The sequence below is a fragment of the Sphaerisporangium flaviroseum genome (genome assembly GCF_039537005.1).
GTDB classification, from domain to species: Bacteria; Actinomycetota; Actinomycetes; order Streptosporangiales; family Streptosporangiaceae; genus Sphaerisporangium; species Sphaerisporangium flaviroseum.
In genome coordinates, this window is the sequence record NZ_BAAAZR010000001.1 from 1,202,330 (window position 1) to 1,223,861 (window position 21,532).

A 21,532-nucleotide genomic window follows, 5' to 3' on the forward strand; every position below is an offset into this window, starting at 1 on the left:
CGACGGGTAGCCGTCGCGGGAAGCGCCACCCCCCATCAAGCACTGTGAGGAGCCTGGTCGGTCAGACCTGGCTGGCCTTCTCCAGGGCGGAGCAGCAGGTGTCCACCATGAGCCGGGTGACCACGTAGGGGTCACAGTTGGCGTTGGGTCGGCGGTCCTCGATGTAGCCGTGCTTGTCGACCTCGACCTGCCACGGGATGCGCACCGACGCGCCGCGGTCGGAGACGCCGTAGCTGAACTCGCTCCACGGAGCGGTCTCGTGCATGCCGGTGAGCCGGTTCTGGATCTCGGCGCCGTATCCGGCGATGTGCTCCTGAGCCTTGTGGCTGAGGGCCTCGCAGGCGGTGATGATCGCGTCGTATCCCGAGCGCATCGCCTTGGTGGAGAAGTTGGTGTGCGCGCCGGCGCCGTTCCAGTCGCCCTTCACGGGCTTGGGGTCGAGCGTGGCGGAGACGCCGAAGTCCTCGGCGATGCGGTAGAGGAGCCAGCGGGCGACCCAGAGGTGGTCGGACACCGCGAGCGGCCCGGCGGGGCCCACCTGGAATTCCCACTGGCCGGGCATGACCTCGGCGTTGATGCCGGAGATCGCCAGGCCCGCCTCGATGCAGGCGTCGAGATGCGCCTCCACGATGTCCCGGCCGTACACCTCGTCGGCGCCGACGCCGCAGTAGTAGAAGCCCTGCGGGGCGGGGAAGCCGCTGACCGGGAAGCCGAGCGGACGGCCGTCCTTGAAGAAGGTGTACTCCTGCTCGATGCCGAACCAGGAGTCCTGGTCGGCGAAGCGCTCGGCGACCGGCGTGAGCAGCGCCCGGGTGTTGGTCGGGTGCGGCGTCATGTCGGTGAGCAGCACCTCGCAAAGCACCAGCACGTTGTCACCACCTCGGATGGGGTCCGGACAGGTGAACACCGGCTTCAGCACACAGTCGGATGCCTTCCCCGGCGCCTGGTTGGTGCTCGAGCCGTCGAAGCCCCAGATCGGGAGCTCGGCTCCGTCGGCAAGGATCCTGGTCTTCGACCGGAGCCGCGCGGTCGGCTCGGTGCCGTCGATCCAGAGGTATTCGGCCTTGTAGGTCACAACTATCCCTTCAGCAAGGCAGACTCCACAGGTGTCCGCATCGCCGACTTTGTCAACGTGCCGTTTCGAAGCTGTTGCTCGTTTATGAACGGCATGTGAAATCGTGCACGAGCTCGGTGTGTTCTCGCTCACAGGAAATGCCTGGTCAGATACCGTCTGCCGGTATTTGTGGATCACCACTGCGGCACCCGGCCGCCGGTTGCGGACCAACGATCTAAGGACACGGCCCGCCGGGAAGCCATGGTCACCGCGACCGTAGAAACCGTAACCGGCCACCCCGCACGCACCTTCACCCAATGGGCCACCGACCACGCCAACGACTTCCGCTGATCCCCCGCGGCAGTCGTCCCGGCGGGTTCAGAGCGTGCCTCCGGGGTTCGTAGGCTCAGTGAGACGAGCCGGGGAGGACCAGGCCGGCCTCGTAGGCGACGATCACCGCCTGGGCGCGGTCGCGGGCCCCGATCTTGGCGAACAGGCCGGTCACATGGTTCTTCACCGTCGAGGGGGCGACCCGCATCTCCTGCGAGATCTCGGCGTTGGACAGGCCGCGTGCGATCAGGACGAGGACCTCTCGTTCTCGGTCCGTCAGACCGGCCAGGTCCGGGGGCGTGGCGACCTGGCCGGACCGGGCCGTTCTGACGAAGGTGCCGATCAGCCGGGTGAGCAGGCGAGGCGCCACCGCGGACTCGCCCCGGTGGACGACCCTGAGCCCTTCGACCAGTTCCTCCGGGGAGACGTCCTTGGGCAGGAACCCGGACGCCCCCGCCCTCAGCGCCTCCACGACGTACTCGTCCAGGTCGAAGGTGCTGAGCGCGAGCACACGCACGCCGGGCAACTCGGCGGTGATGGCCGCAGTGGCGGCGATGCCGTTCGGTTCGGGCATGTGGATGTCCATCAGCACCACCTCGGGACGCAGTTCGCGGGCAAGGCTCAGCGCCTGCTCGCCGCCACCGGCTTCTCCGACCACCGTGATGTCGTCCTGGGCTTCGAGGATCATGCGGAATCCCGCCCGGACCACCGCGTGGTCGTCCACGACGAGGACCTTGATCATGCCTTCTCCCCTCGGCCGCCGGGCAGGGTGGCGGCGAGGGGCAGGCGAGCGTGCACGCGGAAGCCGCCCTCGGGGCGCGGCCCGGTCTCCAGCACGCCTCCACAGGCCGACACCCGCTCCGCCATCCCCCTCAGCCCGTAACCACCTGCGCCACGCGTACCGTCAAGCGCGTACCCGCCGACATCCCCGGAAGGCGCTCCACCGCGTCGACCGGATCCACCAGATCCGGATCGGCCTGGCGCACCGGGTCCAGTGGATCCGAGTCCACCGGGTCCGTCGAATCCGCGTCCAGTGGGTCCACCGGATCTACCGCGCCTGCCGGTTCCACCGCGTCTGCCGGGTCCGCCGGGCTCACCGGGTTCGGCTCCGTCGGCGCCGGAGGTGTGTGGGTTCGTTCCCGGGCCCTCGTCCAGGACCTCGACCTCGACGGACTCCGGCTCGTAGCTCACCCGGACGTGCGTCGCGGGGTTGCCCCCGTGGCGGCGGGCGTTGGTAAGGGCCTCCTGGACGACCCGGTAGACCGCGTGGTCGACCACCGACGGCAGCTCGGCCGGACCGCCCGACACCTGCAACTCCACCACCATCCCGCCCTCTCGTGCCCGCGCGACCAGCATGGGAAGGCCGGTGACCCCGTACACGGCGTCCCGGGAGGCTTCCGCGCTCTCGACGCGCAGGATGTGCAGCAGGTGGCGCATCTCGGCCATCGCCTCGCGCCCGGTGCGCTCGGCGGTGACCAGGGTGGCCTCCGCCTTCGCCGGGTCCTTTCCCATGGTGGTACGGGCCGCTCCGAGCAGGACGTTCATGGTGGTGATGTGGTGGGCGACCACGTCGTGCAGCTCACGCGCGATGTGCCGGCGCTCGGCCTGCACGGCCGCGTCCGCCAGCTCCGTGCGCTTCCGATCTTCGAGCTCGTACCGGAGCCGCAGCAACTGCCCCACGGCGATGGGCAGCACCGGCCACAGCCCTACGGCGAGCAGCGGCCAGAACGTCCACCACGCCTGATCCCGCGGCGGGTCGCCCGCCCTGAACGTAAGGATCACCGCGACCGTCACGTACACCGGGATGAGGCTTCCGGCGATCACCCCGGCCCGGAGGAGCGAGCTGTGCCTGCCGGCGGCGTAGAGGGCGCACAACGTGGCCAGGCCGATGCCGTTGATATCGCTCAGGAGGGTGACGCGCGCGAGGTCGCACGTCACGCAGACGGCCAGGACGGTGAGCGGCCGGTCCCTGCGCCACACGAGGGCGGCCGAGGGGATCGTGGCGAGCGCGACCGCGGTCGTGCCCTGCGAGATCGCGCCACCGGGGAACGTCTGGAACGCCCAGACCAGCACCGCGAACAGCGAGTCGCGAACGCGCCCCCGTCGCCACAGCCCCCGCAGAGCCACCATGATCCGAGCGTAGGCCACTTCAGCACAACCGGCGGTGGGGTGGTTCGTTGGTGGGCTGGTAGTGGGCGGACAGGCGGTTAAGGGCGTTGTGCCGCTCTGTTTCGCTGTCCTCGGCGTGGGCGAGGTCGGTGGCGTACGCGCGCAGCAGATCGTGCATGCCGTACCTGCCGGCCCGGACCGGCCCGATCAGATGCGCGTGGGCCAGCAGCCCGAGCAGCCGGCGGGCGTCCTCCTGCCGTTCTCCGGTGAGAGCGGCGGCGGCCCCCGCGTCAAGGTAAGGGCCGGGATGCAGGCCGAGAAGCCTGAACGCTCGCGCGGCGTCGGCCGGGAGGCGCCGGTAGGACCATGAGAACACGGCGCGGACCGCCGCCCGTGGATCCCCGCCTGCGTCCAGGAGATCCAGCCGCCGCCGCTGGTCGGCCAGCTCGGAGACCAGCTCCGCGAGGGAACTGGCCGGGCGCGCGGTGGCCAGTTCCGCCGCGATGCGCAGCGCCAGGGGCAACCGCGCGCACTGACCGGCCAGCACCGCGGCGGCCTCGGGTTCGTCCTCGACCCGCCCGCCGATGAGTGCGCGCAGCAGAGCGGACGCGTCGGGCGCGGGCAGGAGGTCGAGGTCCAGCCGGCGGGCGCCGTGCAGCGCGACCAGTCCGGCCAGCGAGTCCCTGCTGGTCACCACGACCGCGCAGGAGGGGGTGCCCGGTAGCAGCGGGCGGACGTGCTCGACCGACGAGGCGTTGTCCAGGACGACCAGCACCCGGCGGCCGCTGATCTCCGTGCGGTAGCGCGCGGACCGCTCGTCCACGTCGAGTGGGACGTCGGACGCGTTCACTCCCAGGGCGGCCATGAACCCCGCCAGCGCGTCGGCGGCCGAGACCGGCTGCTGCGGGTCGTAGCCACGCAGGTTGACGTACAGCTGGCCGTCGGGGAAGCCCTCCCGTGCGCGGTGCGCCCACCGTATGACCAGGGCGCTCTTCCCCACGCCCGCGGTACCGGACACCGTGACGACCGCCATCGCCGAGGCGGATCCCAGCGGGCCGGTGGCGGCGACGTGCCGGGACAGCTCGGCCAGCTCCTGCTCCCTGCCGATGAAGGCCGGCACCTCGGCGGGCAACTGCGCCGGGATCGGCCAGGAAGTGCGGGTTTCCTGTACCGGCCCTGAGGCCTTCGCTGTGGGTGGCTGTGTCGGGCTTGGCCGGGGTGTGCGGGATTCCTGTGCCCGCTCTTCGGCTCTCTGCGTGGGCAAGCGGCCGGTGGCGGCTCGGCTGAGGTTTCCGCGCAGGATCTCCTGGTGTACCTCGCGGAGCTCTGGTCCTGGTTCGGTGCCGAGTTTGTCGATGAGGTGGGCCCGGATGCTCGCGTAGTAGTCCAAGGCTTCGGCGTGCCTTCCGGCGGCGGCGAGCGCGCGGATGAGCACCCCGGCCAGCGGTTCGGCGAATGGATGGTCGGCCGACAGCTCCGCGACCGGCCCGATCACCTCCTCCGGCCGTCCCAGCCGCAGCTCGGCCCTGGCCCACTGCACGGCCGCGTCCAGCCGTTGCCGGTTCCAGGTCTCGCGCATCCGCGCGGCCCATGCTCCGGGCAGATCCGCCAGCGCCGTTCCCCTCCACAGGTCAAGTGCTTCCCTGAGCAGCGCCGACCGCTCGGCGTCGGGGCGCTTCGGGTCGTAGGCGGTGATGACCAGCCTGCGGAACCGGTGCAGGTCGACCATGTCGGGCGCGACCTCCAGCGCGTAGCCGCCGGTCCGGCGGACCAGGACGGTGGCTGGGCGCGCCCATACGTCCCTCCTGGCCTGCTGGGGCGGCTCGGTCCAGTCCGTTGGCTCCGTCCGCTCGGGCCGCTGGGTCCGCTCGGACTGGTCCGTCCGCTCGTGCCGTTCGGCGTTCGTCCGCTTCGCAGGCTGCGGTGGGGGTCCGGACGGATGCGCCTGCTCCAGCGTCCGCCGTATCCGGTTGACGTAGGTGTAAAGGACGCCCCGGGCGTTCGCCGTCGGGGCCTGGTCCCAGACGCGGTCGATCAGCGTCGACCAGGGCACCAGCCGGCCGGCGTCGGTCAGGAGGGCGGCCAGCACCGTTCGCTGCTTGGCGGATCCGAGATCGACCCCGCGACCGTCGACGGTCCATTCGACCGGCCCTAGCAGCTGGAACACCGCTACTCCCGACAGCCATCTCTTAATACGCCAAAGGCGACATAGCCCTCCAAATTTAATTCAGATTTGGTCCAGATACCTCGTGGATGATCCAAGACACGAGCCACCACCGCGTGGTTCGGCCGCGACGCGGGTCCACCGAGTGCCCACTCTGCCTTTCCCTCGCGAGATCCGCCTTACCGACGCTCCTGACGTGACCGGCTTGTCGATTCGCCATGCGCACCAACCGGTGGCCATGCCGCCGGAGAACGGCTCGTGCCACACATCGATGCTCGAGAAGGGCGCATTCCGTGAGATTAAAGAACGGCATCGCGGGACTCTCCGTCGCCATCGCCGCGATGACCACAGGACTGGTGACCGCGGTCCCGGCCTACGCGGACCTGTCCTCGGCCGAACTCCAGGTGAAGACCGACGAATACCTCTTCAGCGTCTCGATCGGGACCTTCCTCGACCAGCGGGCCGCGCAGCCGTACGCCGGCCAGCTCGACTGGTCCTCCGACGGATGCTCCTGGGCCCCTGACAAGCCCGAAGGCTTCAACTTCCTCCCCTCCTGCCAGCGCCATGACTTCGGCTACCGCAACTACAAGCGGCAGGGCCGGTTCAACGAGGACAACCGCGGACAGATCGACATCAACTTCAAGGACGACATGTACGACGTATGCCGGCAGTACAGCGGAGTGCAGTCGTACAAGGGTGTGATCTGCCGCCGCACCGCCGACACCTACTACCTGACCGTCCGCAACCTCGGCGGCACCTGACGGCTCCACCGGTGCTCGTACCGGTCCGACACCGCCGGTGGTCTCAAATGCCGCGCCGCATCGCGCGGGTGCCCAGCGTGAGCCCGATCGCGGCGACGGCACACGCCCAGAGCAGGCCGTACAGCACCGGCATCTCGATGAACCGTCCGTCGAACAGTGCCCGTTCCGCCTCGACGATGTAGGAGACCGGGTTGAGCGCGGCGGCGACCTGGAGCCATGCCGGGCCGAAGTCGATCGGCAGCAGCACGCCCGACAGCAGCAGCAGCGGGAACATGACCGTCTGGGTGACGCCCCAGAACAGCTCGCCGCCTGGCCGGGACGCGATGGCGAGCACGAAGGAGAGCGCACCCAGCCCGGTCCCGAAGACGATCAGCAATGCCAGCCCGGCCAGCACGCCGACGGGACGGAGATGGAAGCCCAGCGGCACCGCCAGGCCGATGATCAGCACGGACTGGAGCAGCAGGATCACGAACTCCTTCATGGTCCGGCCGACCAGCATCGCCGTGCGGTTCAGAGGGGTGACCAGCATCCGCTCCATCGAACCGCCCATCAGCTCCATGAGCAGGGAGTATCCCGCCAGCATCGGACCCGACAGGCACATCATGATCAGGATGCCCGGCACGAACCACTGCCATGGGGACCCCTCGCCTCCGAGGCTGCGCGTCCCCGCCAGCATCGGGCCGAACAGGAACAGGAACAGCAGCGGCTGTCCCATGGTGAACATCAGTGCCAGCGGCTCGCGGACCACGGGGGCGAACTCGCGGGAGAAGACGGTCCGGGTGTCCCGGATGAAATGCGTGCTCACGTCGTACCTTTCCCTGTCGGGGTGACTTCCCGGTGTGCTAGCTGTCGCCCGCGCCTTCGCTCTCGCGCAGGGTGCGGCCGGTGAGCGCGAGGAACACGTCGTCCAGCGTGGGCCGTGCGGTCTCGGCGGTGGCCGCCTTCACTCCCGCCGCCTCCAGCGAGCGCAGGAACTCCGGCAGCGCCGTGTCCGCGCGGGGCACCCTCAGGCGTACGGTCGTCCCTTCCGCGCCGGCCTCGCCCGGCCCGGCGAACCCTTCGGCGATCTCGGCCGCCCTCGCCGCCTGCCGCGGGTCGTGCGTGGTGATCGTGATGCGGTCCCCGGCCAGGTCGCTCTTCAACCGCTCCGCCGTCCCGTCGGCGATGATCAGCCCGTGGTCGATGATCACCACCCGCTCGGCCATGGTGTCGGCCTCCTCCAGATAGTGGGTGGTCAGGAACAGGGTCGTGCCGTGCTCGGTGCGCAGCCGCAGGATGTGCTCCCAGATGTTGGCGCGGCTCTGCGGGTCGAGGCCGGTCGTCGGCTCGTCCAGGAACAGCAGTTCGGGCCGGTGGATGAGGCCCATGGCGATGTCGAGCCGGCGGCGCTGGCCCCCCGACAGGGTGCCGGGCTTGCGCTTGGCCAGGGGTTCCAGGTCCAGCAGGGTGAGGACCTCGCCGGCCCTCCGGCGCGCCGCGGACGGGGTGAGGCCGTAGCAGCGTCCCTGGGTCACCAACTCGTCGTAGACGCGGAACGCCTCGCCCGCGCTGTTCTTCTGCCCGACGTACCCGATGCGGGCGCGTACGCCGGCCGGGTCCGACACCACGTCGCAGCCCGCCACGGTGGCGGTCCCCGAGGTGGGGGGCAGCAGTGAGGTCAGCATGCGCAGGGTGGTGGACTTCCCGGCGCCGTTCGGACCCAGGAAGGCCACCAGTTGGCCGGCTTCCACATCGATGTCGACCCCGCGTACGGCATCGACGGTTTCTCGTTTCACCTTGAATCGTCTGGTCAGTCCTCGGGCATGGATCATCGTCCCCTCCTTGGGGGGTGGCATGGGCGATGGCCGGGCATGGCGAAGAAACCCCTGCTCAGGGCGCGGCCGGTGATGATTTATCTTGTCCCGGACATTCCGGATTTGGCAAACGTGAACGTCACATTCACGTTTCTCGCTGACCTGGGGAAACCGGTTTTCCCTGACGCGCGGCAAAGGGCGTCGAAGGCACTTATTTCACGACCGCCCACCACGGCTGAACTGGCCTTTCTCCGCACATGGCCACGGCGTGCGAAATAAATTTCCCATGCCGCTGTCAGTCCCCGGCGGGGACGCGCATCCAGTACGGGGATCGCGTGCCGGGGAGATAAGGACTGTCGAGGCGTTTGGCCAGGGCGGCCGGCAGTCCCCGCTCCTTCGCCACCTTCAGTACGGCCTTGCCGTCACCGGGGAACCACGGGGTCGTCTGCCAATGCGGGCCGCGCAGGTCCAGGTGGTCGAGCGTGCGGCGCCTGTCCTGGTAGACCCGGTCGAGCAGGTCTCCGATGTTCAGCCGGAGCACATCGGAGATCATGTAGATCGGGGTGCCGCCGACCTCGACGATCTGGCCGTCCAGCACGGCGGGAAGGCCGCCCAGGGTCTTCCCCAGGCCGCCGAGGCCGGGGTGGTCGTCCAGCGCGGGCATCGGGCCGTCCGTGCCGGAGAACCGCACCTGCCCGTTCTCGATCGCGGCGAGGGCGCGCGTTCCACCAAGGTCGAACTCGAAGCCGTACGCCTCCTGGTCGCGGGGAAGGCGCTTGCGCTCCTCGGGCAGCATGGGGCGCAGATCGGCGGCGGGCGGCAACCCCGTCTCCGGGGGCGGGTCCATCCGGTGGATCATCCAGTTCTTGCCGTCGGTCTGGAACAGCACGTACCGGCCGGAGAACCGTGAGCCGCGCATCACGACCTTGACCTCGCGATCCGTCCACTTCTCGGTCTCGTAGGTGCCTCGGTCCCAGATCAGCATCAGGCCGCCGCCGTACTCGCCCTTGGCGATCTCCCCCTCGAACGTGGCGTACTCGAGAGGGTGATCCTCGGTGTGCACGGCGAGGTGGTTCGGCTTGGGGTTCAGGGGGATGCCCTTCGGGATCGCCCAGGAGGCCAGCACGCCGTCCCGTTCGAGCCGCAGGTCCCAGTGCAGGCGGCGGGCGTGGTGCTCCTGGATCACGAAGGTGTCGTCGTTGCCTTCGGGAAGCGGCCCGGGGGCGGGTACGGGCTCGGGCGTGCGGGCGGCGTCACGCTTGCTCCGGTAGACGTCCAGCTTGTCGGCCGACATTGCCGTTTCGTACCCACACCGCAGCCATGCCGCACCCCGGACCTGACCGCTTTGTGGCGCCCGGTGCCGTACGCCCGTACGGGAGGTGTCATCCGCGACAGCGCCGGCGTCGCATCTGCGACGGCGCGGTACCGCCCGGCTCCCCACAATGAGGCCACAGCGACGAGGCGAGGGGGAGACGGTGACCGATACCGATCTTGACCTGTACGAGACCGCCTACTTGTGCGGGGGGCCACGGCGGGTGGCCATGGTGGCGTTGGTCGCGCTCTGCGAGGACGGGCGCGCGAGGATCGATCCGGCCCGTCACCGGATCAGCGCCGTGCGGCGCGAGCCCGCCGACCCGGTCGAGGCGGCCGCCCTGGAGGCGATTCCTGAGACGGGCAGGCACCTCGGATACACGGTGGCGGTGGTGGCGGGCTCACCGGCCGTCGAGGCGATCGGCGAGTCGCTTCGAGCACGAGGTCTGGTGACCCGCCGCGGCAAGGCCGGTATCCTGCGCGGCCGCAGCGTACGCCGCGGGCTGATCGCCACGGAGGATGGCGCCGGGCTTCGGGACGGTGAGGGAGGGCTGCGACGGGTCGCGATCAACGGCACGCCCGGCATCCGCGACGTCGAACTCCGCACCAGCTTCTCCCTCGGGGAGCCGGTCTCGGCCCCGGCGCGCGGGCCCGCGTCGGTGGGAGCGCTCAGGGCGCTCCCCATCTGGAGTCCGGGCGCGAGCGGCTACGACGGCGGAGGTGGCTTCTCCTGCGACGGGGGCGGAGGCGACGGCGGCGGCGGTGCCTGCTGATCGCGGCGCGCCCTGAAGCCTCGGCGGCGGGTGGCGTTGCCGGAAGCGGCGGGGGCGCTGCCGCCGTCGCCTCGGGCGGCCTGTCGCCATGGGCGGGTCACCCCAGAAGGGTGAACGCGCCGCGGATCAGCGCCAGCAGTTCCTGGCCGGCGGCACTCTCGTTCAGGGCCGCGCGAGGGTCGGCGGTCAGCGTCGTGACGACATAGGTCTTCCCCTTCGCCGAGCGGGCGAGGAAGCCCAGGGCGAGCAGGCCGGGCTCCGAGCCGCCCTTGTGCCAGACGACCGGCCAGTCCTCACGGTCGAGCGCGAGCCCGGCGTCCTGCGCGGACATCGCCTCGCCCACGTTCCGGTCGTCGATCTGGCTCAGCCCGGCGAAGGCGCGGCACACGTCGGCCGGGGAGGCGAACCACTCGATGGTGTCCAGGTCGCGGGGAGTGGTCCACGGGGTGATATCGGAGAGCAGCACCCGTGCCACCGTCCGGCCGAGGTAGCCCCGCCGTTGCTTCGAGCCCAGCGTCAGATAGCGCTCGGCGAGACGCGGATAGTCGGCGCCCTTGAGCGCGAAGAGCTCGCGGGTGGTGAGAAAGGGCACGTTCCGCTCCGCGTGGCCGGACCACGCCGCGTTCCGCGCCTCGACGGTCCGCCGCCCGGCCCGGTGGATGAGCAGGTCCGTGGCGGTGTTGTCGCTGATGGAGATCATCAGCTTGGCCGCCTCCCGGACGGTGACCGTGCTGTTGTCGGGCCTGTCCTGCAGCTCCCCGCTGGGAAGGCTCTTCAGCTCCGGCCTGATGGTCAGCTTGTCGTCCCAGGAGAGCTCGCCCCGGCCGATCCTGCCGGCGACGGCGCCCAGCACGTACAACTTGAACATCGAGCCCAGCGGCCGGGGGGTGCCGGGCGCGACCGCGTACACCGGCCGGCAGCGGCCCTGCCTGGTCACCTCGGCGGCGAGGAACCCCACCTGCGGGGCGACCGCGCGCAGCCGCTTGCCGATGTCCGCCCAGCTCGCCGGTGAGGGGGAGGGGGACGTCACAGGGGAGAGCAGCAGGCCTGCGATCAGCCCCGAGGCGTCGGCCGAGATCGAGAGCCTGAACCGCCCGCTCGCCGTAGAGACCAGGCCGACGAGTGCCGTGGGCTTGACGTCGATCAGCTCGTCCAGAACGAGACCCGCGACGCCCTCGACGACCTTGTTGAACGTCGCGGGAGGCACCTGCTTGAGGAAATCTGCGTTCAGGTGGGCGACCAGCTCGTCCTCGGGGATCGGCGGCGCGCTCGCGGCTTCCAGGAACCAGCGCAGCTGCCGGCCGACGGGGGTGTCGGGTATGGCCACGGTGGGACGGGGGCTTGCGGTGGTGGCCCGGGTGGCGCTCGGGCCCGCGGTGGTGGCCGCGGTGGACGCGCCCTGCGAGCCGGGCGCGCACGCGGTCAGGGTGAGGACCGCCGCGCCCAGCGTCACGGACAGGAAGCGCGTGGATCTCGTCGTGAGGTGCATGGCCGCTCCTTCGCTCGATGTCCGTCCTCACGCTAGGAACGGCCGGACCGCCGGGGTAGGAGGCGGTCCACCGTCTTGGATGTGCGGGCATCCGCACCGGCTGTGCGGACAACCTCATAGACGCCCGGCCTGATCACCCGTCACGATGCCGGGTATGAAGCGCTCCGCGATGGCCGCCGCCGCGATGGCCGCGGTGGCCGTGGCGGGGACCATCGCGGCCCTGGCGCTGGAACCTCATTCGGTGGCGTCCGCCGTGCAGTGGGCGTACGCGCTGCCGCTTCTCGCGTTCCCCGCCCTCGGCTGGCTCATCGCCTCACGGCGTCCGGACAGCGCGTACGGATGGGTGCTGCTGGCCACCGCCGACTGCCTGGCACTCGGCCTCGTGGGGGCCGCACTGCTGCTGCGGATCGGCCAGGGCGCGGACGTGCCCGGTCCCCTCGCCGCTGTGCTCACCGCGATGTTGACGCTCTTCTACGGTCTGACGTGGGTGTTCATCCCGCTGCTCTTCCCGGAGGGGCGGTTGCCTTCGGCACGCTGGCGGCCGGTCGCCTGGCTCGCCGCGGGCGGGATCGCGCTGCACTGGGTGGGCATCGTGCTCATCCCCGAGGCGACCATGGGGCAGTTCCCGTCCGGTGAGCTCGGCGCCCTCGACCTGCTCGCGCTGGGCGCGGCGGGGTTCGGCCAGACCTTGGTCTTCGTCCTGGCCCTGGTCGTGCTGGGCTCGGTCATCGTGCGGTGGCGGCGGAGCAGGGCGTCCGAGCGCCGCCAGCTCGGCTGGCTGATCGCCGGGATCCTGACCAACCTGACGGGGGCCTTGCTGCTGGTCTTCGTCCCGCCCATCGGCCCGGACGCCGCGGCCGTGATCGGGGTCATCAGCGTCGTGGGAGCGCTGCCCGCCACCATCACGGTGGCCTTCCTGCGGCACAACCTCCTGGACATCCGTGTGGGGTTGAAGGGCTCCCGGCTGTACCTGGTCTTCGACGTCCGGCCGACGGTCGACGAGTTGCTGTCGGGCCTCGGGCCGGCGTTGGAGGACATGGAGCCGGTGGAGCAACTGGGCCGATTGGCGGCGGCCGTACGGACCGGCCTCGACACGCGCTGGGCCGCGGTGTCGCTCTCGGACGGCACCCGCGTCGTGGCCGGGCGGGAGGAAGGACGGCCCGCGCTGACCGTGCCGGCCGGGCTCGGGCACATCGACTGCGGGCCCAAGACCGCGGGACGCCTCACCCGGGAGGACCGGCGCCTGCTCACGGCGCTGGCCGTGCCGGTGGCGCTGGCCATCCAGAGCGCCGGGCTGGCGGCCCGGCTGGTCAACGCGCAGGAGGCGGAGCGGCGCAGGATCGAGCGCAACATCCATGACGGGGTGCAGCAGCAACTCGTCGCCCTCATCGCGGGGCTGGAGATGGCGCGGGCCACCGGAGGCGAGCCCCAGGTGCTGAACCCGCTTCGCGAACAGGCCCGGCAGACCCTCTCCGACCTGCGTGAGCTGGCGGCGGGCATCCACCCGGCCGTGCTCAGCCAGGGCGGGCTCGTGGAGGCGGTGGAGGAGCGCTGCTCGCGCCTGCCGGTGGCCACCACCGTGACGGCGGACGAAGGGCTGCGCGAGCGGCGGTTCCCCGACGAGATCGAGGGCGCCGTCTACTTCACGGTGAGCGAGGCGGTCGCGAACGCGCTCAAGCACGCGTCCGCCTCCGCCATCCGGGTCCGGCTGTCGCATGCCTCCGGCCGGTTGGCCGCCTCCGTGACCGACGACGGTAAGGGATTCGACCCCGGCACGGTCACCCGCACGGGTCTGGCCATGCTGGCGGACCGCTTGAGCGCGCTGGGCGGCGGACTGGAAGTGACGAGCGGACAGGAAGAGGGCACGCTGGTGCACGCCTGGGTGAAGATCCATGCCTGAGCAGGTCGTGCGGGCCGTCGTCGCGGACGACCATTACCTGGTCCGCGAGGGGACCAGGCGGCTGCTGGAGACCTCCGGTGAGGTCGTGGTGGCGGGCGCCGTCGGCACGGCCGACGAGCTGGTGGACGCGGTTCGCCGGCTCACCCCCGATGTCGTGATCACCGACATCCGCATGCCAGGCGGCCGATGGCGACCGGGCTTCGAGGGCATCGACGCCGCGCATGCCCTCCGCACCGGCCACCCCGGTGTCGGAATCGTCGTGCTGTCCCAGTACGCCGACTCGTTGTACGCCTTCGAGCTGTTCAAGCACGGTACCGAGGGGTTCGCGTACCTCCTCAAGGACCGCGTCGGCGACCTGGACGAGCTGCTCGGCGCCATCCACGCGGTCGCGTCGGGCGGCTCGGTGATCGACCCGAAGGTGGTGGAAGGGCTACTCGCCCGCCGGGCCGTACGAGGCGGCCCGGAGGCGCTGACGCCACGCGAGCGAGACGTGCTCGGCGAGATGGCCCACGGAAGGTCCAACGGCGGCATCTCCAGGGCCCTCAACCTGTCGGTCTCCGCGGTCGAGAAGAACGTCAACTCCATCTTCATGAAACTCGGCCTGGAGAACAGCCCGGACATCCACCGCCGAGTGGCCGCGGTCCTCACCTACCTCGGCACGCCCTGAAGCTCTCGGCATTCCTGAAGCTCTCGGCATTCCTGAAGCTCTCGGCAGGCCTAAAGCTCTCGGCACGCCCGGAAGCGGCCGTCAGGCCCGGGGCGGCGGGTCACGCGTAGGCGGGCCTGGCGCCGCGCACGTTCAGCATGATCGCGTAGACGGAGGTCGAGGCGGTCATGAACAGCCAGTTCCGCTTGAGGCCGCCGAAGACCAGGTTGGAGGTCTTCTCCGGGAGCTTCAGCTTGCCGATCAGCGTGCCGTCGGGAGCGAAGCAGTGGACGCCTTCATGGGTGGCGGCCCAGATCCGGCCGGTGTCGTCGAGCCGGATCCCGTCGAAGGAGCCCGCGGTGCATTCGGCGAGCACCTTGCCCCCGGACAGCGTCCCGTCGTCGTGCACGTCGAACACCCTGAGATGTTTGCGCCGGGTGTCGACGACGTAGAGCCGTTTCTCGTCGAGGGAGAAGGCCAGCCCGTTGGGCCGTTCGAAGTCGTCTGCCACGACGCGGACCTCGCCGGTGACCGGGTCCGCACGGTAGACCTGGTCCGCGCCGATCTCGCTCTCGGCGCGGTGCCCCTCGTAGTCGCTGCTGATGCCGTAGGAGGGGTCGGTGAACCAGATGGAGCCGTCCGATCTCACCACCACGTCGTTGGGGCTGTTGAACCGTCTGCCCTGCCACCGGGCGGCGATCGTGGTGATCGAACCGTCGTGTTCGGTACGGGTCACCCGGCGGTCGCCCTGTTCGCAGGAGATCAGCCGGCCCTGGGCGTCGAGGGTGTGACCGTTGGTGTAGCCGGCCGGGACGCGGAACGGGCCGACGTTGCCGGTCAGCTCGTCCCACCGCAGCATGCGGTCGTTGGGGATGTCGCTCCAGACCAGGTATCGGCCTGCGGGCACGTACACAGGCCCTTCGGCCCACCGGCAACCCTGGTAGATGCGCTCGACCCGCTCGTCACCGCCGACCGCGGCGAAGCGGTCGTCCAGTTCTTCGAGCTCGGCGGGGATGGTCTCAGTCATACGGCTAGCAAAGCTCACCGAATCACGTCCCGTCAAACACCGATTTATCCTGATAGCGTCCTGTCATGGATGATATCGACAGGATGCTGATCGGCCTCCTGCAAGTGGATGCCACCCAGTCGTACGCCGCGCTCGGAGCGGCCGTGGGCCTGTCGAGCGGCGCGGCCCACGAGCGGGTCAGGAAGCTGCGAGAGCGCGGGCTCATCCGGCGCACCTCGGTGGACGTCGACCCGGTCGCGGCCGGTCGCGGCGTGCTGGCGTACGTGATGATCGACGGCAACACCTGGATGGGCGACACCGCCGAGGCGCTCAGGGCCATCCCCGAGATCGAGGAGGCCCACGTGATCGCGGGCCCGGCGTCGCTGCTGGTCAAGGTACGCGCGTCGAGCACCCGCGAACTGCAGACCCTGCTACGAAGCCTGTTCGAGGTCGAGGGCACCTCCAGTACCCAGACCATCGTCGTCCTGGAGACCTTCTTCGAACGAGACGTCTACATCCCAGGCCCCGCACCGTCGGCCGCGTAAGCCGCACCAAGTGCATGAGTCACGCGCTGCCTCAGTCCGGACGCACCAATGATCACCGACACGCTGCGCTCTATCGCGACCAGCGTGTTGCCACGGACGGCATCGTGGGAGGTGTAGTCGACGAGCACGTCCACTCCGTCGAGCGCCTCGGCGACGTGGCCGAACACAGGCACGCCGTTCGGCTCACCGTGCCAGGCCTCCCCGAGATCCCGCCCGGCTCACGCTGAACGCAGCTCCAAATCATCCGCGGCGCCAACGGCCTCGGCCCGCTCGGTCCACCCGGTCGCGCCGGCCACACAGACGGACAATGTCATGGATCCCTCCACACGCCGCACCGACAAACACCGACCCCAGGCTCGCACACCACCGGCAAGCCCTGATTGAGGAACCCGCCGACCACAGCGACGGGCACGCGCACGCTGGCCGCCGCGCTCGTGCGGCCGTCCGCCTGGCGTGTGTTACCGCCGAACATGGTTTCGTACGGTCGCAACCGCTGCGGTTACTTGTCCAGTCGGTCGGCGATCCTCCGCATGAGCGCGGCGACTCGTGTGGCCCGGACCTGCGGGGGAGGGACGCTCAGCGTAGGAGTGGCTGCGATCGACTTGTTGTACTCCTCATCGAGAATCGCGTGGAACCTTCTGGCTTTCCGGGTTTGGGAGGTTCTGATGCGAGCTTCTCTGGCCTCCTTCCAAAAGATGCGTCCAGGCCGGGCGGAGAAGATGGTCGTCGCCCCGTGGCGTAGGTGCGTCTCAGAGAAGGTGCCGAGCTCGAACCGAGTCTGCCAGTACGACAGAATGAGATTCGTGTACAGCTGCTGTCTAAGGCTTTTCTCGTCCTTCTCACCGCTGAACACTCCCCAGCACTCACGATAAATCGGATTTTCCAGTGCCATCGTGATCAGCTCATTGTGGGTCGTCCGTGATGCCTGTTCCCGGGCCAGCTTTGCCTCGCGGGCCTGCAGAACCAAGGAAACGGTGATCGCAGCCAGCGCGAAGACGGAAAGCAGGGCAGCGGCTGCTCCGTATGTCTGCCCGATTTCACTTCTTCGTGCCCATCTCCCGCCATCGTCGAGCACATCGAGCGCGAGAGGCGACAGCGCCACCAGAGCTACCGCTAAAAGCACAAGCAGGACTGTCAGTGAGGGAACGAGGCGCCTCATGGAAGAGGGGCGTGTCAGCAGCCTAATCCGGGCGCGTCGTTGAGGAGTCTGGACGGTCATGCCGCCTTTCATACCCTCTGCGGAGCGGGTGGGGGAAGGTTTTCGATCTTCCTCGGGAAGTAATGGCGGATGTCTTCTCCACGTTGCCAATGGTCAGTGATCACCCGGCGGCACGTGTTGATCAGATCGAGGTCGGTGAACTTACGAGCGCCAGACAGAACACCATCTGTGTACTGGATGTCGTACATGACCGGCCTCGGCGAGCGATCCCCGAGCACCACGACCTCCGGTAGCTCGGCCCGTTCCTCCAGATGTGCGATGGTCTCCGCAGGGAGGATCCGTATCTGCTCACCTAGCTGGGCCCAGATCGCGAGCAAATGGAGCTCCCACTGGAGGTAGGGAGTCGGCGGATCGCAGACGAACCGGATACGCCGTTGCACAATGCCGCTACGGTCCAACTCGCGTTGATGCTGCACCCTGCCGGCTCGCATCTCCTCGGCGAGCCTCAGAGACTTCCGCCAGTCACCTTCGATCATCGCCAGCCAGCTAGGCGAGGAAGGCTCCTTGAAGGTGACCTGCCTCTCCAGCTTCCATGACATGTCGGCCTTCCAAAAATGGTCTTGGAAGTCGCTTTTGTAGGTGCCGAGGTCGAGTTCCTCTGCTGGTAGGAAAGCAAGTTGATCAAGCATCGGGGATGTCCGGCTTTGCGGTGGTGAGGAGGTGGCGGGGGATCATGACGAGGCGTTCGTCCGCGCGGATGGTCAGGTCGTCGGGAAGTCTGCCCGCGTAGCTCGCTGTGACGTCACGTCCGACCACGGCTATGTCTCCGTTCTCCATCTCCCAGATATCCGGGCAGCCGTCGGTGTTGGCCGTGCTTCCCAGCTCACGCATGGACTTGCCGAGTCTACGCAGGAATCTCGTACCCGTCTCCGCTTCCCATGGCGTGTTCATAGGTCGCGCCTTTCTTCACGTGGAGGTATTTCCTGGTGCTTTCAGCGTCACATGAACACATATTTACGTCAATATTAACGAATAGCCGTCTATATGCAACGACCGTAACCGCGTTTTCAGCTGGCGGTCGAGCGTCGGATTCTGTGCGCGATGGGAACGGAGGCGATCCGGAGGGGTGGCCGCTTGTGGTCGGGCTTTGAGCTGGCGTTGAGCTGGTTCAGGTAGACGTAGAGGCCCCGGCTGTCACGAAAGGGCGACGCGTGAAGACACATGGACGCTTGGCGCGGAGCCTGGCCGCGCGCGTGAAGATGCCCGCACGCTGGACTCTGCGAGCCCGGCTGGTGGTGGCGGCGGTGGCGCTCACCGCGGTCGCGCTCGTGCTCGCCAACGCGGTGGGCCTGACCCTGCTGCGTAACTACCTGGTCGATCGGTTGGACGATCAACTTGGTGCCACCGGCGCGGCCGCCACGTCGGGGATCATCGCCGGGCGGCAGGTGCTGCCGCTCCCCGGGCCCCAACCGGGAGTGAAGGGCTTTCCGCTGCTCACGCCCCAGAAGAGGATCGTTGAGCGGATGGTCGGAGAGCGGGGCTTCTACCTCTTCACCCCTGGAGGGAGACTGGCCGCCGAGTTTCCGGGAGAGACCGTCAACAAGCCGGACCTCGGATCCTTGTCGGAGGTTCGGAAGGGCGAGCCGTACACGGTGCCCGGCACCGACGGGCCGTCCTGGCGGGTGCTGGCCGTCGACCTCCCGGACGGCGGGATCGTGGTGATGAGCGCGTCGCTGGCCGAGGTCGAGGAGACACAGAGGTGGCTGATGGCCATCGACGCCGCGGTCATGGCGGCGGTGCTGCTCCTGCTGGGCCTGGCCGCCGCGGCCCTCGTACGGCTGGGGATACGACCCCTGACGAGGATGGAGGAGACCGCCGCGCAGATCGCCGCCGGTGACTTCAGCCGCCGGGTGCCACAGCCCGACCCGCATACGGAGCCGGGCCGTCTCGGTGTCGCGATGAACGTCATGCTCGACCGGGTCGAGGCGGAGATCGCCGCGCGGGTCGAGTCCGAGGCGCGGATGCGCAGGTTCCTCGCCGACGCCTCGCACGAGCTGCGTACCCCGCTGACCTCGGTGCAGGGCTTCGCCGAGCTGTACCGCAGGGGCGGCACCCCGCCGGGACCGCCTATGGACGAGACCATGCGCAGGATCGAGGACGAGGCCACCCGCATGGGCCTGCTGGTCAACGACCTGCTCGTCCTGGCCCACCTGGACGAGGAACGTCCGCTCGAGGCCCACCCTGTGGACCTGCTGCAGATCGCCGTCGAAACCGTCCGCGACGCCCGGGCTCGTCTACCTGTCCAGGGCGATCGGCCGGCTGGGATCCTGACGCGGGAGGGAGCACGGGCCACGTTGCCTGCTGGGGGAGATGCGCGGGACCGTCTCCCGGGGCATGACGAGGCGTGGGACGGTCTCCCGGGGCATGACGAGGCGTGGGACGGTCCCCCGGGGGATGGGGAGGCGCGGGACGGTTCGCCTGCTCGGGGAGATGCGCGGGACGGTCTGCTTGCTTGGGGAGATGGGTCGGCTGGTCTTCCTGGGCGGCAGCTACGGCTTACCGGGCTTGGCTCCGGGCTGAGCCCGGTCATGGTGCTGGGGGACGAGGCGCGGTTGCGGCAGGTGGCGGCCAACCTTGTGGCCAACGCGCTCGCTCATACTCCGCAGGACGCGAAGATCACGGTCCGGGTCGGTACAGGTAAGGCCGCCGCCTCACCGGCCGCCGCGCTCGGTGCAGAGCTGCCCGGGTCGCAGGTCATGGGGGTGCTGGAAGTGTGCGACACCGGTCCAGGGATCTCTGAGGATCACGCCCCCCGAATCTTCGAGCGGCTCTACCGGATCAGCGAGAGCCGCTCCCGCGTCGACGGCGGGGCCGGGCTGGGGCTCGCGATCGTGGCCGGGATCGTCAAGGCACATGGAGGGCGGGTCGAACTCACGACCACGCCAGGAGAGGGGGCCACCTTCCGGGTCCTGCTCCCCCTCCACGATTGCGAGGCTCCTCGCGGGTAGCTCGGTCAGCCGTGACGCTCCACGGCCGCAGCATTCGAGCATGAGGACTTTCCTGCCGGTGCCGGTGGCGGTGCCGGTGGCGGTGGCGGTGAGGGTGGTGGTGTGGGGCCGTGGCTCGCGGTCCTCAGGGTCATTCCATTAGGAACCTCATTAGGAATCAGACGTTCCTAATGGCGCTCTAGTGTTTGAGGCACGGAGAAAGCGCACCGGATCGATTGCCGGAAGAGCCGTATCCGCCCATCCAGTATTCCCTAGATCGCTCACTGCGGTCCGCTCTCACGCGTGGCCTGACTTCCTCGAAAGGGAGACTTCGATGACCACCACACCCTCCGCGACCCCGAACGACGACGCCGCGATCCGCCCGTTCCACATCGCCATCTCCCAAGCAGACCTCGACGACCTTCGTGACCGCCTGGCCCGTACCCGCTGGAGTGGTGAGGTCCCCGGCGTCGGATGGAGCCGTGGGGTGCCGGTGGACTACCTGAAGGGCCTGGCCGGCTACTGGGCCGACGAGTACGACTGGCGGAAGGCGGAGGCCAGGCTGAACGAGTTCCCGCAGTTCACCACCGAGGTCGACGGGCAGAACATCCACTTCGCGCACGTCCGCTCCGCCAAGGCGGACGCCGTCCCGCTGCTGCTCCTGCACGACTGGCCGGGCTCGTTCACGCAGTTCACCGAGGTCATCGGACCGCTGTCGGAGGACTTCCACGTGATCGTCATCTCCACGCCGGGCGTCGGCTTCTCCGGCCCGCTCAGTGCCCCCGGCTGGAACACCGGCAAGATCGCGAGCGCGTTCGTCGAGCTGATGTCACGCCTCGGCTACGACCGCTACGGCGTCCAGGGAGGCGGCGGAGGCGCCTGGATCGCCGCCGAGATGAGCCGCCAGGCGCCCGACCGCGTCATCGGCATCCACCTGAACGGTCTGATCACCTTCCCGTCCGACGACCCCGCCGACTTCGCCGGCCTCACCGAGGGCGAGCAGGAGCGTCTGGCCCGGCTGCAGAACTTCCGCGACGACATGATGGGCTTCAACGTCATCCAGTCGACCCGCCCCCAGACCCTGGCCTACGGGCTGCACGACTCCCCGGTCGGGCAACTGGCCTGGATCACCGAGAAGTTCAAGGAGTGGACGGACAGCGCCGCCGACCTGCCCGAGGACGCCGTGGGTCGCGACAACCTGCTGACCAACATCAGCGTCTACTGGTTCACCGGAACCGCCGGGTCCTCGGCGAACCTCTACTACGAGATGGCCCACGACCCCGGTGCCTGGGCCCCCAAGGAGCGTGGCACCGTCCCCGCGGGCGTGGCCGTCGCCCTGTCCACCGACGTCGCCATCCGCCGCTTCGCCGAACGCGACCTCAACGTCACCCACTGGACCGAGCTTGACCGCGGCGGCAACTTCCTCTCCCTGGAGCAGCCGGAACTCCTGGTAGCCGACGTGCGCGCCTTCTTCGACACCCTGAGCTGACCACAGCCGGCCTCCG

20 protein-coding genes are annotated in these 21,532 nt (G+C 69.3%); 7 read left to right on the top strand and 13 right to left on the bottom strand.

The genetic code is table 11. The annotated features are described in order from the left end of the window. Positions 1-61: 61 nt before the first annotated feature. The 4 genes from glnII to ABD810_RS05675 form a co-directional block, all read right to left on the bottom strand. Entirely contained in the window at positions 62-1,075 is a 1,014-nt protein-coding gene (glnII, locus tag ABD810_RS05660) for a glutamine synthetase (RefSeq protein ID WP_344935029.1), read from the bottom strand. A 385-nt stretch (positions 1,076-1,460) separates the two neighbouring features. After that, positions 1,461-2,126: a response regulator gene (locus tag ABD810_RS05665; protein ID WP_344935031.1), complete on the bottom strand. Its 666-nt coding sequence runs from the start codon at positions 2,124-2,126 to the stop codon at positions 1,461-1,463. Continuing rightward, positions 2,123-3,514, bottom strand: a complete 1,392-nt coding sequence (locus ABD810_RS05670) for a sensor histidine kinase (RefSeq protein ID WP_344935033.1) — start codon at positions 3,512-3,514, stop codon at positions 2,123-2,125. Before ABD810_RS05670 ends, ABD810_RS05665 begins: the two co-directional genes overlap by 4 nt. A gap of 19 nt (positions 3,515-3,533) precedes the next feature. Continuing rightward, on the bottom strand, positions 3,534-5,660 hold the full coding sequence (locus tag ABD810_RS05675; protein WP_344935034.1) for an AfsR/SARP family transcriptional regulator: 2,127 nt from the start codon (positions 5,658-5,660) through the stop codon (positions 3,534-3,536). 290 nt (positions 5,661-5,950) lie between these two features. Between ABD810_RS05675 and ABD810_RS05680 the strand changes: the two genes are divergently transcribed. Beyond that, a complete protein-coding gene (locus ABD810_RS05680; protein ID WP_344935035.1) occupies positions 5,951-6,418 on the top strand; it encodes a phospholipase in 468 nt (155 codons plus the stop codon). A 43-nt stretch (positions 6,419-6,461) separates the two neighbouring features. Here the strand turns inward: ABD810_RS05680 and ABD810_RS05685 are convergent, their stop codons facing one another. From ABD810_RS05685 to ABD810_RS05695, 3 genes are all read right to left on the bottom strand, one after another. Beyond that, positions 6,462-7,223 (bottom strand): ABC transporter permease, encoded by a 762-nt coding sequence (locus ABD810_RS05685; RefSeq protein ID WP_344935037.1) that lies wholly within the window; start codon positions 7,221-7,223, stop codon positions 6,462-6,464. A 37-nt stretch (positions 7,224-7,260) separates the two neighbouring features. After that, a complete protein-coding gene (locus ABD810_RS05690; protein WP_344935039.1) occupies positions 7,261-8,229 on the bottom strand; it encodes an ATP-binding cassette domain-containing protein in 969 nt (322 codons plus the stop codon). 277 nt (positions 8,230-8,506) lie between these two features. Then, complete coding sequence (locus ABD810_RS05695) at positions 8,507-9,505, bottom strand: DNA polymerase ligase N-terminal domain-containing protein (protein WP_344935041.1); 999 nt, start codon at positions 9,503-9,505, stop codon at positions 8,507-8,509. Positions 9,506-9,653: 148 nt separating this feature from the next. On the opposite strand from ABD810_RS05695, the gene ABD810_RS05700 reads away from it, so the two are divergent. Beyond that, the gene (locus ABD810_RS05700; protein ID WP_344935043.1) at positions 9,654-10,295 is read left to right on the top strand and encodes a TIGR04222 domain-containing membrane protein; all 642 of its coding nucleotides are present in this window, start codon (positions 9,654-9,656) and stop codon (positions 10,293-10,295) included. 97 nt (positions 10,296-10,392) lie between these two features. Here the strand turns inward: ABD810_RS05700 and ABD810_RS05705 are convergent, their stop codons facing one another. Next, positions 10,393-11,784: a serine hydrolase gene (locus tag ABD810_RS05705; RefSeq protein WP_344935045.1), complete on the bottom strand. Its 1,392-nt coding sequence runs from the start codon at positions 11,782-11,784 to the stop codon at positions 10,393-10,395. Between the two features lie 154 nt (positions 11,785-11,938). Between ABD810_RS05705 and ABD810_RS05710 the strand changes: the two genes are divergently transcribed. Further along, entirely contained in the window at positions 11,939-13,684 is a 1,746-nt protein-coding gene (locus tag ABD810_RS05710; protein WP_344935048.1) for a sensor histidine kinase, read from the top strand. Next, positions 13,677-14,351 (top strand): response regulator transcription factor, encoded by a 675-nt coding sequence (locus ABD810_RS05715; RefSeq protein WP_344935050.1) that lies wholly within the window; start codon positions 13,677-13,679, stop codon positions 14,349-14,351. Before ABD810_RS05710 ends, ABD810_RS05715 begins: the two co-directional genes overlap by 8 nt. Before the next feature lie 100 nt (positions 14,352-14,451). On the opposite strand, the gene ABD810_RS05720 is transcribed toward ABD810_RS05715, so the two are convergent. After that, positions 14,452-15,357: an SMP-30/gluconolactonase/LRE family protein gene (locus ABD810_RS05720; protein ID WP_344935054.1), complete on the bottom strand. Its 906-nt coding sequence runs from the start codon at positions 15,355-15,357 to the stop codon at positions 14,452-14,454. A 65-nt stretch (positions 15,358-15,422) separates the two neighbouring features. Here ABD810_RS05720 and ABD810_RS05725 point away from each other — a divergent pair, with 65 nt between their 5' ends. Continuing rightward, positions 15,423-15,881 carry an Lrp/AsnC family transcriptional regulator gene (locus ABD810_RS05725; protein WP_344935059.1) on the top strand — a complete coding sequence of 153 codons (459 nt, stop codon included), beginning with the start codon at positions 15,423-15,425 and terminating at the stop codon, positions 15,879-15,881. Here the strand turns inward: ABD810_RS05725 and ABD810_RS40955 are convergent. From ABD810_RS40955 to ABD810_RS05745, 4 genes are all read right to left on the bottom strand, one after another. Further along, a complete protein-coding gene (locus ABD810_RS40955; protein WP_425566856.1) occupies positions 15,848-16,054 on the bottom strand; it encodes a hypothetical protein in 207 nt (68 codons plus the stop codon). The two genes, ABD810_RS05725 and ABD810_RS40955, sit on opposite strands and share 34 nt — an antisense overlap. Positions 16,055-16,380: 326 nt before the next feature. Continuing rightward, positions 16,381-17,100: a DUF6082 family protein gene (locus ABD810_RS05735; RefSeq protein ID WP_344935063.1), complete on the bottom strand. Its 720-nt coding sequence runs from the start codon at positions 17,098-17,100 to the stop codon at positions 16,381-16,383. A gap of 8 nt (positions 17,101-17,108) precedes the next feature. Then, positions 17,109-17,729 carry a DUF6879 family protein gene (locus ABD810_RS05740; RefSeq protein ID WP_344935065.1) on the bottom strand — a complete coding sequence of 207 codons (621 nt, stop codon included), beginning with the start codon at positions 17,727-17,729 and terminating at the stop codon, positions 17,109-17,111. Further along, positions 17,722-17,991 carry a hypothetical protein gene (locus ABD810_RS05745; protein WP_344935068.1) on the bottom strand — a complete coding sequence of 90 codons (270 nt, stop codon included), beginning with the start codon at positions 17,989-17,991 and terminating at the stop codon, positions 17,722-17,724. The genes ABD810_RS05740 and ABD810_RS05745 overlap by 8 nt, the downstream gene beginning before the upstream one ends. A gap of 260 nt (positions 17,992-18,251) precedes the next feature. Here ABD810_RS05745 and ABD810_RS05750 point away from each other — a divergent pair, with 260 nt between their 5' ends. Both ABD810_RS05750 and ABD810_RS05755 read left to right on the top strand, forming a co-directional pair. Next, a complete protein-coding gene (locus ABD810_RS05750; protein ID WP_344935070.1) occupies positions 18,252-20,048 on the top strand; it encodes a sensor histidine kinase in 1,797 nt (598 codons plus the stop codon). Between the two features lie 313 nt (positions 20,049-20,361). Beyond that, positions 20,362-21,516 carry an epoxide hydrolase family protein gene (locus ABD810_RS05755; RefSeq protein ID WP_344935072.1) on the top strand — a complete coding sequence of 385 codons (1,155 nt, stop codon included), beginning with the start codon at positions 20,362-20,364 and terminating at the stop codon, positions 21,514-21,516. Positions 21,517-21,532: the final 16 nt, after the last annotated feature.

Excerpts from the sequence above, each read along its gene's own strand:
- ABD810_RS05740 (WP_344935065.1), bottom strand. The coding sequence starts at position 17,729 with ATGCTTGATCAACTTGCTTTCCTACCAGCAGAGGAACTCGACCTCGGC.
- ABD810_RS05665 (WP_344935031.1), bottom strand. The coding sequence starts at position 2,126 with ATGATCAAGGTCCTCGTCGTGGACGACCACGCGGTGGTCCGGGCGGGA.
- ABD810_RS05710 (WP_344935048.1), top strand. The coding sequence starts at position 11,939 with ATGAAGCGCTCCGCGATGGCCGCCGCCGCGATGGCCGCGGTGGCCGTG.
- ABD810_RS05720 (WP_344935054.1), bottom strand. The coding sequence starts at position 15,357 with ATGACTGAGACCATCCCCGCCGAGCTCGAAGAACTGGACGACCGCTTC.
- ABD810_RS05745 (WP_344935068.1), bottom strand. The coding sequence starts at position 17,991 with ATGAACACGCCATGGGAAGCGGAGACGGGTACGAGATTCCTGCGTAGA.
- ABD810_RS05690 (WP_344935039.1), bottom strand. The coding sequence starts at position 8,229 with ATGATCCATGCCCGAGGACTGACCAGACGATTCAAGGTGAAACGAGAA.
- ABD810_RS05705 (WP_344935045.1), bottom strand. The coding sequence starts at position 11,784 with ATGCACCTCACGACGAGATCCACGCGCTTCCTGTCCGTGACGCTGGGC.
- ABD810_RS05755 (WP_344935072.1), top strand. The coding sequence starts at position 20,362 with ATGACCACCACACCCTCCGCGACCCCGAACGACGACGCCGCGATCCGC.
- ABD810_RS05715 (WP_344935050.1), top strand. The coding sequence starts at position 13,677 with ATGCCTGAGCAGGTCGTGCGGGCCGTCGTCGCGGACGACCATTACCTG.
- ABD810_RS05695 (WP_344935041.1), bottom strand. The coding sequence starts at position 9,505 with ATGTCGGCCGACAAGCTGGACGTCTACCGGAGCAAGCGTGACGCCGCC.
- ABD810_RS05700 (WP_344935043.1), top strand. The coding sequence starts at position 9,654 with ATGAGGCCACAGCGACGAGGCGAGGGGGAGACGGTGACCGATACCGAT.
- ABD810_RS05670 (WP_344935033.1), bottom strand. The coding sequence starts at position 3,514 with ATGGTGGCTCTGCGGGGGCTGTGGCGACGGGGGCGCGTTCGCGACTCG.
- ABD810_RS05725 (WP_344935059.1), top strand. The coding sequence starts at position 15,423 with ATGGATGATATCGACAGGATGCTGATCGGCCTCCTGCAAGTGGATGCC.
- ABD810_RS05735 (WP_344935063.1), bottom strand. The coding sequence starts at position 17,100 with ATGACCGTCCAGACTCCTCAACGACGCGCCCGGATTAGGCTGCTGACA.